The following is a 14,648-nucleotide window of genomic DNA, read 5'->3' as shown; positions in this document are numbered from 1 at the left end:
CACGTTCCGGGCACGGATCGGACCCGTCGGCTACCGCTCCGGGCGTGCGTCGGACACACTGACGCACCGACCCGGGTGCGCCGCACCACGGCGGCCACCGGCACCGGGTACGTCGAGCACATGGAGGACGAGCGGGGATGAGCGTCGACTCGGGCAGCGCCAGCATGGCGGCCCGGCTGGGGATCAAGCCGGGCATGGTCGTGCAGGAGCTCGGCTGGGACGAGGACGCCGACGAGGACCTCCGCGACTCCGTCGTCGAGCTCTCCGGCGGCGAGATGGTCGACGAGGACTCCGACGAGGTCGCCGATGTCGTCCTGCTGTGGTGGCGCGAGGAGGACGGCGACCTGATCGACGCCCTCGTCGACTCCCTCGCCGCACTGGCCGACGACGGGGTCGTCTGGCTGCTGACGCCGAAGTCCGGGCGCCCGGGCCACGTCGAGCCCGGCGAGGTCACCGAGGCCGCGCCGACCGCGGGCCTGCAGCAGACCAGCAGCATCTCCGCGGCCAAGGAGTGGGCCGGGATCCGCCTGGTCACCCCGAAGGCCGCCCGCTCCAAGCGCTGAGGGGTACGGCACGATCGCGGGCATGAGCCTCTCCGTCGGCGACACCGCCCCCGACTTCACGCTGAACGACTCCGACCGCCAGCCCTTCACGCTGTCCGAGCAGCGGGGGACGCCGGTGCTCGTGGTCTTCTACCCGTTCGCCTTCTCCGGCATCTGCACCGGTGAGCTGTGCCAGCTGCGCGACGAGCTGGCCACCTACACCGACGCCGGCGTGAAGGTCGTCGCCGTGTCCTGCGACCCGGCGCCGACGCTGAAGGCGTGGAAGGACCAGCAGGGCTTCGAGTTCCCGCTGCTCAGCGACTTCTGGCCGCACGGCGAGGTGGCCAAGGCCTACGACGCGTTCTTCGACGTCGCCGGCATGGCCAACCGGGGCACCTTCCTGGTCGACGCCGAGGGGAAGATCGCCTTCGCCGAGGTCAACGGCCCCGGCGACGCCCGGGCGCAGACCGGCTGGAAGGACGCCGTCGCCGCGCTGGCCGCCTGATCCCGGACCCGCCCCACTACGGTGGGGCGGCTCCCGGGCGCGTAGCTCAGCGGTAGAGCTCTCGCCTTACAAGCGAGCGGTCGCAGGTTCGATCCCTGTCGCGCCCACCGGTCAGCTCCGACCCGGTGCCTGCGCGCGGACCAGCCGCCGGGCGGCGTCCACCTCGCGGGCCACCGGCGCCAGCACGCCCTCGGCGTGGATCTCGGTGTCGTCGGGGAAGCGGTCCAGCCGCAGGTCGTCGTCCAGCTCGCGGATGGCCCGGCGCAGCACGTGCACCTGGCCGCGCAGCGGGATCTCCGCGCCGGCCCGCATGGCGATCACCGCCTCGGTGACCGCGTCCGACGTCCGCTCCAGCTGCACGATCACCGGGTACCAGGCCGCCGCCCGGGTGCTGATCGGCGGCGGCTCGGCCAGCCGGCGCTGCAGCTGGGTCTGCAGCTCGGTGAGTGCCCGGTAGCTGCCCCGGCGCGCCCGGCGGGTCTCCTCCGGCGTCCCGGTGAACGCGGCGTCCACGAACCGGTCCAGGGCCACCGAGGCCCCGTGCAGCGCGTCGTCCAGCGGCGCCCGCCAGGTCTGCGGCCACAGCAGGTAGCCGAACACCAGCACGATCGCGCAGCCGATCAGGGTGTCCACCAGCCGCGGCCCCACCAGGTCCGACGGGGTGGGCGCGGCCAGGTCGAGCAGCATGATCACCAGCGGGGTCTGGAACACCGAGAACAGCCCGAAGTTCGCGTTGCGCGCCCAGGGCAGCACGGCGGCGAACAGCGCCAGCGCGAGCACCACCAGCGCCCCGCGGGGCAGCACGGCCAGCAACGCCGAGCCCAGCAGCACCCCGAGCAGGGTGCCGGCACCGCGCTGCACCGCCCGGGAGAACACCGACCCGAAGTCGGGCTTGAGCACCACGGCCACGGTCAGCAGCACCCAGTACGGCCGCTCGATGGGCAGCCGCTGCCGGGCGACCTCCGCGACCACCATGCACAGCGTCAGCCGGACGACGAAGGCGCGGGAGTCGGCGTTGCCCGTCGTCCGGTCGACCAGGTCCCGCACCCGCAACCGCCACGGCAGCGTCTCGCGCACGACCGCCGCCGAGGCCCGTTCCTCCGGGTCGCCGACCACGTTCCAGACCAGCCGGACGCCGTGCCGCACCGCGCGGCGGGTCGTCGGACCGTCCTCCAGCGCGGGCGGCCGGTCGCCCACCAGGGGACGACGGCCGACCACCGCGGCGCCCAGGGCGTGCGCGGCGGTGACGTCGACCGGGTCGGCGGTGACCCCGGCCCGGGCGGTGGCCACGGCACCCTCCACCAGCGGCGCCGCGGCGTTGAGCAGCCCGGCGAGCTCTGCCAGCTCGGCGCTGCGCCCGGCCGAGGTGCTGCGGCTGTGGATGACCCGGTCGTAGCCGGTGTTCAGCGCCAGGGTCAGCGCGCGGCGGGCGTCCTCCGTGCGCGGGGTGCCGACGGCGGCCAGCAGGTCGCCGATCGCGGTGAACACGGCACCGACCGACGTGCGGTCCGGGTCGGCGGCCTCGGTGCGGGCCTGCAGCAGCACGGGCACGGTGGCCCACAGGCCGCCGGCGACGAAGAAGCCGATCTCGGCCGGCAGCGGGAGCGTGGTCTGCAGCCCGGACGACAGGGCGGTGTAGACCAGCAGCTGCAGGGCGCCGAGGGACAGCGCGGCGTCGATCGAGCTGACCAGCGCGGCCACCGCGGACAGCAGGCCGATCACCAGGACCGGCCCCCAGCCCTCGCCCGACGCGGCCTCGCCGGCCACCAGGCCCAGCGCGCCGAACCCGCCGGCGGCCACCACCCGGCGCATCCGGGTGCGCAGCGGCCCGCCCTGCGGCGCCAGGGTGACCGCCAGGGCGCCGGTGGTGCCGAACACGCCGGCACCCAGCCCGGCGGGGTCGTCGAGGCGGCCCAGCAGGGCCACCAGCACCAGCGGACCGGAGATCGCGACGGCGAACCGGACGACGTCGGCCCAGGGGACGGCGGGGCGACCGGTGCGGACCAGCTCCTCCAGCCAGGCCGGTGCCCGCAACCCCCTGTCCGCCACGTGCAGGAGCTTCCCACCCCGGGCTGTCGGACCCCCGGCGCAGACTGGGGGGCGTGCCGCGCCCCTCCACCCCCGATCCCGACCGCGGCGGGTGGTTGCGCCGCCTGGTCGGCTACTGCCTGCGCCACCGCGCCGACCTGGTCGGTGCGTTCGCCGCGGCGCTGATCGGCTCGGTGATCGCCGCCGGCGTCCCGCTGGTCGTGCGCGCCGTCGTCGACGACGTCGTCGCCGGGGGCACGAGCTCGGTGGCGCCCTACGTCTGGCTGCTGGTGGTGGCCGGCGTCGTCCGGTTCGGCGCCGGGTTCGTGCGGCGCTACCTGGCCGGCCGGCTGAGCCTGGACGTCCAGTACGACCTGCGCAACGACGTCGCGGGGGCGCTGTCCCGCCTGGACGGCCCGGCCCAGGACCGGCTGCAGACCGGCCAGGTGGTCAGCCGGTCGATCTCCGACATCACCCTGGTGCAAGGCCTGCTGGCCTTCCTGCCCAACCTGGCCGGCAACGCCCTGCTGTTCGTCGTCTCCCTGGCCGTGATGGCCTGGCTGTCCCCGGTGCTCACCGTGGTCGCGCTGGCCGTGGGCCCGGCGCTGTGGTGGCTGGCGCTGCGCTCCCGCCGCGACCTGTTCCCGGCCAACTGGGCCGCCCAGCAGCAGGCCGGTGCGGTGGTCGGCGACGTGGAGGCCGCCGTCACCGGGGTCCGGGTGGTGAAGGGCTTCGGCCAGGAGGGCCGCGAGCTCGACCGCCTCGACGCCGGCGCCCGCCGGCTGTTCGGTGCCCGGATGCGGGTGGTCGCCTTCACCGCCCGGTACAACCCGGCCCTGCAGGCGGTGCCGGCGCTGGGCCAGGTCGGTGTGCTCGCCCTCGGTGGCTGGCTGGCCCTGCAGGGCAGCATCACGCTGGGCACCTTCCTGGCCTTCGCCACCTACCTGGCCGCCCTGGTCTCCCCGGTCCGCCAGCTCGCCGCGGTGCTGGTCATCGGGCAGCAGGCCCGCGCCGGCGTCGAGCGGGTGCTGGAGATCGTCGACACCGAGCCGGTGCTCCGGTCGGGCAGCACGCCGGTGCCCGCCGGCCCGCTGTCCGTCGAGCTGGACGACGTCACCTTCGCCTTCGCCGGCGGGGCCCCGGCGCTGCAGGGCGTCTCGCTGTCCGTCGCGCCGGGGGAGACCCTGGCGCTGGTGGGCACCGCGGGCTCGGGCAAGTCCGCGGTGGTCGGCCTGCTGCCCCGGTTCTACGACGTGGGGTCCGGCGCCGTCCGGATCGGCGGCACCGACGTCCGGGAGCTGGACACCGACCAGCTGCGCGGCGCGCTGGGCGTGGTTTTCGAGGACAGCTTCCTGTTCTCCGACACCGTGCGGGCGAACATCGCCTTCGGCCGGCCCGACGCCACCGACGCCGAGGTCGCGGCCGCCGCGCGCACCGCGCAGGCCGACGGCTTCATCGCCGACCTGCCCGAGGGCTACGGCACCGTGGTCGGCGAGCAGGGCCTGACCCTGTCCGGTGGCCAGCGCCAGCGGGTCGCCCTGGCCCGGGCGCTGCTCACCGACCCCCGCGTGCTGGTGCTCGACGACGCCACCTCGGCCGTCGACGCCACCGTCGAGGCCCGCATCCAGCAGGGCCTGCGCGAGGACGGCCGGGCCGACCGCACCACGCTGCTGGTCGCCCACCGGGCCTCCACCCTCGCCCTGGCCGACCGGGTGGCCGTGCTGCACGCCGGCCGGGTGGTCGACGTGGGCACCGTGGACGAGCTCACCGAGCGCAGCGCGGAGTTCCGGCTGCTGGTCTCTGGCATCACCGAGCCCGCCGCCGACGGCCTGCCGGTGCCCGCGGAGGAGACCTGGTCGGGGCAGCGGACCGACCCGGCCGCGTGGCCGGTCGTGGCCACCGCCGAGACCGAGGACCAGCCGCTGCGCGGGGTGTCCACCGCGATCGGCGGCCGCGGGTCCGCCACCGCCGACGCGGCGCCCACGCCCAAGCTGCGGGCGTTGGTCGCTGCCCTGCCGCCGTCGGACGACGACCCGCGGGTGCCCGAGGAGCGCGCCCGGGCCGCCGACCCCGGGTTCACCCTGGCCGGGCTGCTGCGCCCCTTCCGCTGGGTGCTGGCGCTGGCCCTGCTGCTCACCGCGGCCGACGCGGCCGCCCAGATCGCGGTGCCCGCGCTGGTCCGCAGCGGCATCGACCGCGGGGTGTCGGCCGGGTCCACCGCGGTGCTGATGGCGATCAGCGGGCTGGCGCTGCTGGTGGTCCTCGTCGACTGGGCGGTCACCATCGGGTCCACCCGGCTGACCGGGAGCACCGGCGAGCGGCTGCTCTACACGCTGCGGGTCAAGACCTTCGCCCAGCTGCAGCGGCTGGGGCTGGACTACTACGAGCGCGAGCTCGGCGGCCGGATCATGACCCGGATGACCACCGACGTCGACGCGTTGTCGGCGTTCCTGCAGACCGGGCTCACCACGGCCGTGGTCAGCCTGCTCACCCTGGTCGGCGTGCTGGTCGCGCTGACCCTGCTCGACGTCGAGCTCGCGCTGGTGATGGTGGCCTTCCTGCCGGTTCTGGCCGTGGCCACCTGGTGGTTCCGGCGGCGCTCGGTGCCGGCCTACACCGAGGCCCGGGAGCGGGTCAGCGCGGTCAACGCCCGGCTGCAGGAGGACGTCGCCGGCGTGCGGGTCACCCAGGCCGCCGTCCGCACCGAGCGCTCGCTGGAGGTCTTCCGGGAGAAGGCCACCGCCTACCGGGACGTCCGGCTGCGGGCCCAGCGCTACATCGCCACCTACTTCCCGTTCGTCGAGTTCCTCTCCGAGCTCGCCGTCGCGGCCGTGCTGGTGGTCGGTGCCGCCCGGCTGACCACCGGCACGATCACCGCCGGCGTGCTGGTCGCCTTCCTGCTCTACGTGGGCACGTTCTTCTCCCCGGTCCAGTCCCTGTCCCAGGTCTTCGACAGCTACCAGCAGGCCGCGGTGGGCCTGCGCCGGCTGCGCGACCTGCTGCAGACCCCGACCTCGACGCCGCCGGCGACCGACCCGCAGCCGGTCGGCCAGCTGCGCGGGGAGGTGGTGCTCGACGGTGTCACGTTCGCCTACCGCGGCGCGTCCACGCCGGCGCTGCGCGAGGTCGACCTGCGCATCGCCCCCGGCGAGACCGTGGCGCTGGTGGGGGAGACCGGCGCCGGCAAGTCCACGGTGGTGAAGCTGATCGCCCGGTTCTACGACCCGACCGGTGGCGCGGTGCGCGTCGACGGCCACGACCTGCGGGGGCTGGACCTGGCCGCCTACCGGGCGCGGCTCGGGGTCGTGCCGCAGGAGGCGCACCTGTTCGACGGCACGGTGCGCGACGCGATCGCCTACGGCCGACCCGGTGCCTCCGACCTCGAGGTCGAGCGCGCGGCCCGGGCCGTGGGCGCGCACGAGATGGTCGCGGCGCTGCCCGAGGGCTACCGCACCCGGGTGGGCGAGCGCGGCCGGTCGCTGTCGGCCGGCCAGCGCCAGCTGCTGGCCCTCGCCCGGGCCGAGCTGGTGGACCCCGACGTGCTGCTGCTCGACGAGGCGACCGCGTCCCTGGACCTGGCGTCGGAGGCCGCGGTCAACCGGGCGGCCGACGCCGTCGCCGGGCGGCGGACCACCGTCGTGGTGGCCCACCGGCTGACCACCGCCGCCCGGGCGGACCGGGTGGTGGTGCTCGACCACGGCCGCGTGGTGCAGGCCGGTCCGCACGACGAGCTGATCGGGGTCGAGGGCCCCTACGCGGTGCTCTGGGCGGCCTACGCCGCCGATGCGCTGGTGGACTGAGCCGACCGTGAGGTCCGCCACGCCGGTCGCGACCGCGCAGACCCGTCCAGGAGGTGCACTGCCCACGAACACCGGGCGATGACCACCGCTGCCCATGAGCCCGCTGAGCACCTCCCCAGGACCGAGGGGGGAGGTGCTGCCGGCTGGGCAGGCGGACTGGAGCGACCCCACCTACAGTCCGAAATCGTGGCTCTACCGATGGACGAAGGCTTCCCCGAGCAGCAGGGGAACGTGCATGCCCTCCCCCTGCCCGGCGCGCCGCTGGCGGAGGTCATCGCGGCCCTCGAGGCCCGGTACGACCCGGCGCTCGCCGAGGACTGGGACGCCGTCGGCCTGGTGTGCGGGGACCCCACCGAGGCCGTGCACTCCGTGCTGTTCGCCGTCGACCCCACCGACGCGGTGGTCGACGAGGCCATCGAGCGCGGCGTGGACCTCGTGGTCACCCACCACCCGCTGCTGCTCACCCCGGTGCACGGAGTGCCCGCCGACGACCCCAAGGGCCGGGTGGTCCACCGGCTGATCCGCGCCGGCATCGGCCTGTTCGTGGCGCACACCAACGCCGACCGGGCCGCCGACCACGGTGTCAACGACGCCCTGGCCGCCGCGCTCGGCGTGGGCAACACCGTGCCGCTGGAGTCCGTCGGCGCACCCCAGACCAACACGCTGGTGGTCTTCTCCCCGGTCGAGGACAGCGACCGGCTCGTGGACGCGCTCAGCGCGGCCGGGGCCGGGGTGATCGGGGACTACACCCGCTGCGCCTGGCAGACCGTCGGCACCGGCACGTTCATCCCCGGCGACGAGGCCAACCCGTCGATCGGGTCGAACGGCCGCCTCGAGCGGGTGCCCGAGACCCGGTTGGAGATGGTCGTGCCGCGCGCGGCCCAGGCCGAGGTGCTGCGCGCCCTGCACGAGTGGCACCCCTACGAGGACCCCGGCTACGCCGTGTTCGAGAACTCCTCGACCCCCAGCCGGGCCGGGCTCGGCCGGCTGGGCGAGCTCACCCACCCGATCACGCTGCGCGAGTTCGCCGAGCGGGCGGCCGCCGTGCTGCCGGCCACCGCCGGCGGTGTCCGGGTGGCCGGTGACCCCGACCGCATGGTCCGCACCGTCGCCGTGTGCGGCGGCAGCGGCAGCTCGCTGTACGACCGGGCAGCCGAGGCCGGCGCCGACGTCCTGCTCACCAGCGACGTGAAGCACCACCCGGCCGTGGAGGCCGGGGAGGTGCCGGGACCGGCCATCTGTGACGTGGCACACTTCGCCAGCGAGTGGCCCTGGCTGTCGGTGGCCGCCGACGTCCTGCACCGTGACCTCCGTGCGCGGGTGGGCGTCGCGGTCTCGCGGTTGAGCACCGATCCGTGGACGATGCACGTGCCCCAGCGCGTGGAGGACATCGCCGACCCGGGGGCCGCACGCAGCGTCCGCGCAGCAGGGGAGCGGACGGAGACGACGCAGGGCTGACCCGCCTCCGGGTCAGCCGGAGGGGGAGCACCGTGACCGACCAGCCACCGACCACGAGCCGGAGGGCGGCCGACCTGGCCCCCCGGCGCAGCGACAAGAACCCGTGGAACTGGTTGCTGCTGCTGCCGATCGTGCTGCCGCTGCTGGTCCCGGTGTTCAACCGCGCGGAGCCCGAGCTCTTCGGCTGGCCGTTCTTCTACTGGGTCCAGCTGGCCTTCGTCGTCGTCGGCGTGGTCACCACCTCCCTGGTCCACCGCGCCCACCAGCGCGGGAAGCGGGGCTGAGGCGTGGAGGGCATCAACACCGTCGAGCTGGCGGTCTTCATCGCGTTCTTCGTCGTCGTCACCGCGCTGGGGTTCGGCGCCGCCCGCTGGCGGCGGGCGGAGAACCTCATGCACCTGGACGAGTGGGGCCTGGGCGGGCGCAGCTTCGGCACCTGGATCACCTGGTTCCTCATCGGCGGGGACATCTACACCGCCTACACGTTCGTCGCCGTCCCGGCGCTGGTGTTCGGGGCCGGCGCGGCCGGGTTCTTCGCGGTGCCCTACACCGTCGTGGTCTACCCGCTGATCTTCCTGGTGGTCATCCGGCTGTGGTCGGTGAGCCACGTCCGCGGCTTCGTGACGCCGGCGGACTTCGTCCGGTCCCGGTTCGACAGCCCGACCATGGCGCTGCTGGTGGCCATCACCGGGATCGTCGCGACGATGCCCTACATCGCGCTGCAGCTGGTCGGCATCGAGGCCGTGCTGAAGACGATGGGCGTCACCGGTGAGCTGCCGATCATCGTGGCCTTCGTGATCCTGGCGGTCTACACCTACAGCTCGGGCCTGCGGGCCCCGGCGCTGATCGCGTTCGTCAAGGACATCCTGATCTACCTGACGATCATCGTCGCGGTCATCGTCATCCCCACCAAGCTCGGGGGCTGGGACGTCGTCTTCGGCGCCGCGGAGGAGAAGTTCAGCCTGTCGGGCACCGGCGGCCTGCTGCTGCCGGGCACCGGCCAGGTGCAGTACGCGACCCTGGCGCTGGGGTCGGCGCTGGCGCTGTTCCTCTACCCGCACTCGATCACCGGGGTGCTGGCCGCCAAGAGCCGCGGCACGCTGCAGAAGAACATGTCCCTGCTGCCGATCTACAGCCTGGCGCTGGGCTTCATCGCGCTGCTGGGCTTCATGGCCATCGCCGCCGGCACCGAGCCGATCGGGGCCGACAACAACACCATCGTCCCGGCCCTGTTCCAGCAGATGTTCCCGAGCTGGTTCGCCGGGGTGGCGTTCGCCGCGGTGGGCATCGGCGCCCTGGTGCCCGCGGCGATCATGAGCATCGCGGCGGCGAACCTGTTCACCCGCAACATCTACAAGGAGTACCTGAAGAAGGACGCCACCCCGACCCAGGAGGCCAAGGTCGCCAAGCTGGCCTCGCTGGTGGTCAAGCTGGGCGCGGTCGCCGCGATCATCTTCATCGACCCGCAGTTCTCCATCGACCTGCAGCTCATCGGCGGCGTGATCATCCTGCAGACGCTGCCCTCGGTCGGGATCGGGCTCTACACCCGGTGGTTCCACCGCGGCGCGCTGGTGGCCGGCTGGGTGGTCGGCATGGTCGCCGGCTTCCTGATGCTCTACAGCGTCCAGCGGGTGGGGCCCGACGGCACGGTGGTCAAGGAGCACTTCGCCGGGTCGGCGTTCTCCCTGAGCAAGCTCGGCTTCGACACCACGACCACCGTCTACGCCGGCTTCCTGGCCGTGGCGGCCAACCTGCTCGTCGTCGTCCTGGTGACGTTCGTGCTGCGCGCGATGAAGGTGGACGACGGCGTGGACGGCACCGCGGACACCGACTACACGGCCGAGCGCGAGGACCCGTCGGTGCGCGACCTGCCCGATCCGCTCGGCGAGACGCCGACGACGGCGGGGGAGGGCTCCGGGCGCGGGTAGGTTGACGGCGTGCAGGCAGACCATTTCGACCAGCAGAAGCTGCTGACCCTGGCCGCGGAGGACGTCGCGCTCGCGCAGCTCGCCCACCGCCGGCGCACCCTCCCCGAGAACGCCGCGGTCACCGCCGCGGAGGACGCCCAGCGGGAGTTCACCGCCGACGTCGTCCGGGCCGAGACCGTGGTCCGCGACCTGGACCGGGAGCAGAAGCGGCTGGAGACCGACGTGGACGCCGTCCGTGCCCGGTCGGACAAGGACCAGCAGCGGCTGGACTCAGGAGCGGCGACGCCCAAGGAGATGACCAGCCTGCAGCAGGAGATGGCCTCCCTGGCCCGCCGCCAGGGCGACCTGGAGGACCAGGTGCTCGAGCTGATGGAGCGCCGGGAGACCGCCGACGCGACCCTGGCGACGGCGCAGGCCGGGCTGGACGGGGCGAAGGCCGACCAGGCGCGGGCCGAGGAGGGCCGCGACGTCGCGCTGGCCGAGATCGCCGAGGGCGAGCAGACCCACACCGCGAAGCGGGCCGAGATCGCCGGCACGATCAGCGCCCCGCTGCTGGCGCTGTACGACCGGGTCGCCACGCAGACCGGCAGCACCGGCGCGGCCGCGTTGCACGCCCGCCGCTGCGAGGGCTGCCGGATCGAGCTCTACGGCACCGAGCTTGCCGCCGCCCGCAACGCCGACCCGCACACGGTGCTGCGCTGCGAGAACTGCAACCGGATCCTGGTCCGCACCGCCGAGTCCGGGCTGTGAGCCGCCGCCTCGTCGTGGAGGCCGACGGCGGGTCCCGGGGCAACCCGGGTCCGGCCGGCTACGGCGCCCTGGTCCGCGACGCCGACACCGGCGCCCTGCTGGCCGAGCGGGCCGAGTCGGTCGGCCGGGCCACCAACAACGTCGCCGAGTACGGCGGGCTGGTCGCCGGACTGCAGGCCGTGCTCACCATCGACCCGACCGCGTCGGTCGAGGTGCGGATGGACTCCAAGCTGGTCGTCGAGCAGATGTCGGGCCGCTGGCAGATCAAGCACCCGGACATGAAGAAGCTCGCCGTCCAGGCCCGCGACCTCGCCCGCCTGATCGGCTCGGTCCGCTACACCTGGATCCCCCGCGCGCAGAACTCCGCCGCCGACGCCCTGGCCAACTCCGCCATGGACGGCAAGCCGGTGCACCGCGACCTGGGGGTCGCGCCCGTCGAGGTGGAGCCCCAGCCGGACGCCCCGACAGAGCCGCCCGCGCCGGTCGTCACCACCACGACCCACCTGCTCCGGCACGGCCGGACGGCGCACACCCCGGAGCGCCGGTTCTCCGGGAGCAGCGACCTGGACCTGTCCGACCTGGGCCGGGCCGACGCCGCGGCGGCCGCGCAGGCCGTCGCGGGGCTGGGGATCGACGTGATCGTGTCCTCCCCGCTCAAGCGCTGCCGGCAGACCGCCGGGGCCGTGGCCGAGGTGCTCGACCAGGACATCGAGGTCGACCGGGACCTGCGCGAGCTGGACTTCGGCGGGTGGGAGGGCCTCACCGCGGCCGAGGCGCTGGCGGCCAACCCGCTGGCCTTCCGGCGCTGGCGCACCGCCCCCGACGTCCGGCCGCCGGGCGGGGAGTCGATCGTCGACGTCTCCACCCGCGTCGCGGCCGCCCGTACCCGCATCCTCGACCGGCACGCCGGGAAGACCGTCCTGCTGGTCACCCACGTGACGCCGATCAAGCTGATGCTCGCCGCCGGGCTCGGCGTCGGCGACGAGGTCGTCTACAAGGTGTTCCTGGAGGCGGCGTCGCTGTCTACGGTCAGCTGGGGCAGCGACGGGTCATCGTCGGTGCGGCTGGTCAACGACACCGGCCACCTGCGGGCCTGAGAGGCCCTACAACCGTCCGGCGTCGATGATCCGGGACAGGAACTGCCGGGTGCGGGCCTCGACCGGGTCGCCCAGCACCTGCTCCGGCGGCCCGGACTCCAGGACGACGCCCTGGTCCAGGAAGCACACGGTGTCCGCGACCTGCTTGGCGAAACCCATCTCGTGGGTGGCCATCACGATGGTCATGCCCTGCGCCGCGCCCTCGCGGACCACCCGCAGCACCTCGCCGACCAGCTCGGGGTCCAGCGCCGAGGTGATCTCGTCCAGCAGGAGCCCCCGGGGGTGCACCGCCAGTGCCCGGACGATGGCCACCCGCTGCTGCTGACCGCCCGACAGCCGGTCGGGGTACTCGCCGGCCTTGTCGGCCAGCCCGATCCGCTCCAGCAGCGCCAGCGCCTCGTCCCGGGCGTCGGACCGCGACCGGCCGTGCACCCGGGTGGGCGCCAGCACGACGTTGTCCAGCACGGTCATGTGCGGGAAGAGGTTGTAGGTCTGGAAGACCACCCCGAGCCGGCGACGGACGGCGTCGGCGTCCACCCGGGGGTCGGTGACGTCCTCGCCGTCCAGGAGCACCTGGCCGTCGTCCACGGTCTCCAGCAGCGAGGCGCAGCGCAGCAGGGTCGACTTGCCCGACCCGGACCCGCCGATCAGGGCCACGACCTGGTGCTCGTCCACGGAGAGGTCCACCCCGCGCAGCACCACGTTCTCGCCGAAGGACTTCACCACGCCCCGCACGTCGAGGACGGCGCTCACAGCACGCTCCCGGTCTGCTGGCGGCGGCGGGCGCGGGCGGCGACGCCGTCGGCGATCCGGGCCGAGGGGACGGCGAGCAGCACGAACAGCAGCCCGGCCACCACGTACGGGGTGAAGTTGAAGGTCTGGCCGACCTGGATCTGCGCGGCCCGGACGGCGTCGACCGCGCCGAGCACCGAGATCAGCCCGACGTCCTTCTGCAGCGCCACGAAGTCGTTGAGCAGCGCCGGCGTCACGTTCCGGACCGCCTGGGGCAGCACGACGATCCGGGTGGTCTGCCGGTGGGTGAGCCCGAGGGACCGGGCGGCGGCCCGCTGGCTGGGGTGCACCGACTCGATGCCCGCGCGGAACACCTCGGCGACGTAGGCCGAGTAGGTCAGCACGATCGCCAGGGTGCCCAGCACGAACGGCGAGTTCGGCACGCCCTGCAGCCGCAGCGCGGGCAGGCCGAACCCGACCAGGTACAGCGTGATGATCAGCGGCATGCCGCGGAACAGGTCGACGTACCCGGTGGCCAGCAGCCGCAGCGGTGCGAAGGCCGGGCCGCGCAGGGTGCGCAGCACCGCGATGCCCAGGCCCAGCACGAGCACGAGCAGCCCGCCGATGACCAGCACCTGCACGTTGAGCCAGAGCCCGCGCAGGATGTCGGGGAAGGCGTCGCGGGCGGCCGACAGCGAGAAGAACGTCGTCTGCACCCGGGGCCAGCCCGGCGAGCGGGTCACGACGAGGTAGGCGACCACCGCGAACACCAGCGTGGACAGCAGGGCGACGCCGGTGGAGCGCCGGGACCGGCGGGTCCGGAAGGCCCGCCGGTCCAGCTCGAGCTGCGACGGCGCCGGGAGACCCGGGGCGCCGCCGGTCAGGGAGGCGGTCAGTTGAGGACCGGCGCGTCGGCGGCGTCGGAGAGCCACTGCTGCTGCAGGTCGGCCAGCGTGCCGTCCTCGTCCAGGGCGTCCACGGCCTGGCTGACGCAGTCGGTCAGCGGCGAGTCCTTGGCCAGCAGCAGGCCGAACTGGTCGCCGGACTCACCGGAGTCCGCGACCTGGCCGACGATGACGCCGTCGTCCAGCTCGGCGCTGGTGATGTAGAACGCGGTCGGCAGGTCCACGACGATGGCGTCGACCTGGCCGTTCTGCAGCGCGAGCTTGGCGTCGTCGTTGGTGTTGAACACCTGGGGGTCGGTGGTCGGGTCGATGACGTCGGTCAGCACGGTCAGGCTGGTGGTGGCCACCTGGGCACCCAGCCGCAGCCCGCGCAGGTCCTCCAGGGAGGTGGCGCCGTCGGCGGCCGAGCCGCCGGTGGTGATCACGGCCTGCGTCGCGGTGTAGTACGGCGAGGAGAAGTCCACGGCCTGGCGGCGCTCGTCGTTGATCGTGAACTGGTTGATGTCGAAGTCGAAGTCCTTGTCACCCGGGGAGATGGCCGTGTTGAACGGCACCCGGGTCCACTCGACCTGGTCCTGCGAGTAGCCGAGCTGCTCGGCGACCGCGTAGGCCACCGCGGACTCGTAGCCGTCGCCCGAGGTCGGGTCGTCGTCGACCACCCACGGCTCGTAGGCGGGCTCGTCGGTGGCGATCGTCAGGGTGTCCGCGGTGACGGTGCCCAGGTCCTCCGGGGTGCACGACCCACCGGACGAGCCGGACCCGGAGGCGTCGGAGGAGGACTCCTGCGGCGCGCACGCGGACACCGCGAGGGCAGCGGTGGCGAGCACGGCGAGGGCGAGGGGGCGACGGCGCACGGAGAGGTCCTTGAGAGTTTGACCGACGGGAACCTGCAGATCGTAAGGC

12 protein-coding genes and 1 tRNA gene are annotated in these 14,648 nt (G+C 74.1%); 9 read left to right on the top strand and 4 right to left on the bottom strand.

What is annotated here, in order from left to right:
* Nucleotides 1-137: 137 nt before the first annotated feature.
* The 3 genes from LFA75_RS02330 (at nt 138) to LFA75_RS02320 (ending at nt 1,154) form a co-directional block, all read left to right on the top strand.
* Entirely contained in the window at nt 138-563 is a 426-nt protein-coding gene (locus LFA75_RS02330; protein WP_091248960.1) for a DUF3052 domain-containing protein, read from the top strand.
* Nucleotides 564-585: 22 nt separating this feature from the next.
* Nucleotides 586-1,047 (top strand): peroxiredoxin, encoded by a 462-nt coding sequence (locus tag LFA75_RS02325; RefSeq protein ID WP_225232157.1) that lies wholly within the window; start codon nt 586-588, stop codon nt 1,045-1,047.
* A 35-nt stretch (nt 1,048-1,082) separates the two neighbouring features.
* Nucleotides 1,083-1,154: transfer RNA gene (locus LFA75_RS02320), tRNA-Val, on the top strand.
* 4 nt (nt 1,155-1,158) lie between these two features.
* On the opposite strand, the gene LFA75_RS02315 is transcribed toward LFA75_RS02320, so the two are convergent.
* The gene (locus tag LFA75_RS02315; RefSeq protein WP_225232156.1) at nt 1,159-3,096 is read right to left on the bottom strand and encodes an FUSC family protein; all 1,938 of its coding nucleotides are present in this window, start codon (nt 3,094-3,096) and stop codon (nt 1,159-1,161) included.
* Nucleotides 3,097-3,149: 53 nt separating this feature from the next.
* Between LFA75_RS02315 and LFA75_RS02310 the strand changes: the two genes are divergently transcribed.
* The 6 genes from LFA75_RS02310 to LFA75_RS02285 all read left to right on the top strand — a co-directional run bounded on the left by LFA75_RS02310 (nt 3,150) and on the right by LFA75_RS02285 (nt 12,108).
* A complete protein-coding gene (locus tag LFA75_RS02310) occupies nt 3,150-6,875 on the top strand; it encodes an ABC transporter ATP-binding protein (protein ID WP_225232155.1) in 3,726 nt (1,241 codons plus the stop codon).
* 186 nt (nt 6,876-7,061) lie between these two features.
* Nucleotides 7,062-8,333 (top strand): Nif3-like dinuclear metal center hexameric protein, encoded by a 1,272-nt coding sequence (locus tag LFA75_RS02305; RefSeq protein WP_225232154.1) that lies wholly within the window; start codon nt 7,062-7,064, stop codon nt 8,331-8,333.
* Between the two features lie 32 nt (nt 8,334-8,365).
* Nucleotides 8,366-8,617: a DUF3311 domain-containing protein gene (locus tag LFA75_RS02300; protein ID WP_225232153.1), complete on the top strand. Its 252-nt coding sequence runs from the start codon at nt 8,366-8,368 to the stop codon at nt 8,615-8,617.
* A gap of 3 nt (nt 8,618-8,620) precedes the next feature.
* A complete protein-coding gene (gene mctP, locus LFA75_RS02295; protein WP_225232152.1) occupies nt 8,621-10,261 on the top strand; it encodes a monocarboxylate uptake permease MctP in 1,641 nt (546 codons plus the stop codon).
* 9 nt (nt 10,262-10,270) lie between these two features.
* Nucleotides 10,271-11,011, top strand: coding sequence for a zinc ribbon domain-containing protein (locus LFA75_RS02290; protein ID WP_225232151.1), 741 nt, complete (start codon nt 10,271-10,273; stop codon nt 11,009-11,011).
* Nucleotides 11,008-12,108, top strand: coding sequence for a bifunctional RNase H/acid phosphatase (locus tag LFA75_RS02285; RefSeq protein WP_225232150.1), 1,101 nt, complete (start codon nt 11,008-11,010; stop codon nt 12,106-12,108). Before LFA75_RS02290 ends, LFA75_RS02285 begins: the two co-directional genes overlap by 4 nt.
* A 6-nt stretch (nt 12,109-12,114) precedes the next feature.
* Here the strand turns inward: LFA75_RS02285 and LFA75_RS02280 are convergent, their stop codons facing one another.
* Genes LFA75_RS02280 through LFA75_RS02270 form a run of 3 tightly spaced genes read right to left on the bottom strand, consistent with a single transcriptional unit; the run spans nt 12,115 to nt 14,599 of the window.
* Nucleotides 12,115-12,861 carry an amino acid ABC transporter ATP-binding protein gene (locus tag LFA75_RS02280; protein WP_225232149.1) on the bottom strand — a complete coding sequence of 249 codons (747 nt, stop codon included), beginning with the start codon at nt 12,859-12,861 and terminating at the stop codon, nt 12,115-12,117.
* On the bottom strand, nt 12,858-13,772 hold the full coding sequence (locus LFA75_RS02275) for an amino acid ABC transporter permease (protein ID WP_225232148.1): 915 nt from the start codon (nt 13,770-13,772) through the stop codon (nt 12,858-12,860). Before LFA75_RS02275 ends, LFA75_RS02280 begins: the two co-directional genes overlap by 4 nt.
* On the bottom strand, nt 13,733-14,599 hold the full coding sequence (locus LFA75_RS02270) for an ABC transporter substrate-binding protein (RefSeq protein WP_225232147.1): 867 nt from the start codon (nt 14,597-14,599) through the stop codon (nt 13,733-13,735). The genes LFA75_RS02275 and LFA75_RS02270 overlap by 40 nt, the downstream gene beginning before the upstream one ends.
* Nucleotides 14,600-14,648 lie beyond the last annotated feature (49 nt).

Source organism: Klenkia terrae (assembly GCF_900491935.1).
GTDB lineage: Bacteria > Actinomycetota > Actinomycetes > Mycobacteriales > Geodermatophilaceae > Klenkia > Klenkia terrae.
Note: the sequence above shows the minus strand (reverse complement) of the source record. Positions and strands in the feature narration are given on the sequence as shown.

Coding starts and splice junctions, on each gene's coding strand:
- LFA75_RS02325 (WP_225232157.1), top strand. CDS start 586: ATGAGCCTCTCCGTCGGCGACACCGCCCCCGACTTCACGCTGAACGAC.
- LFA75_RS02330 (WP_091248960.1), top strand. CDS start 138: ATGAGCGTCGACTCGGGCAGCGCCAGCATGGCGGCCCGGCTGGGGATC.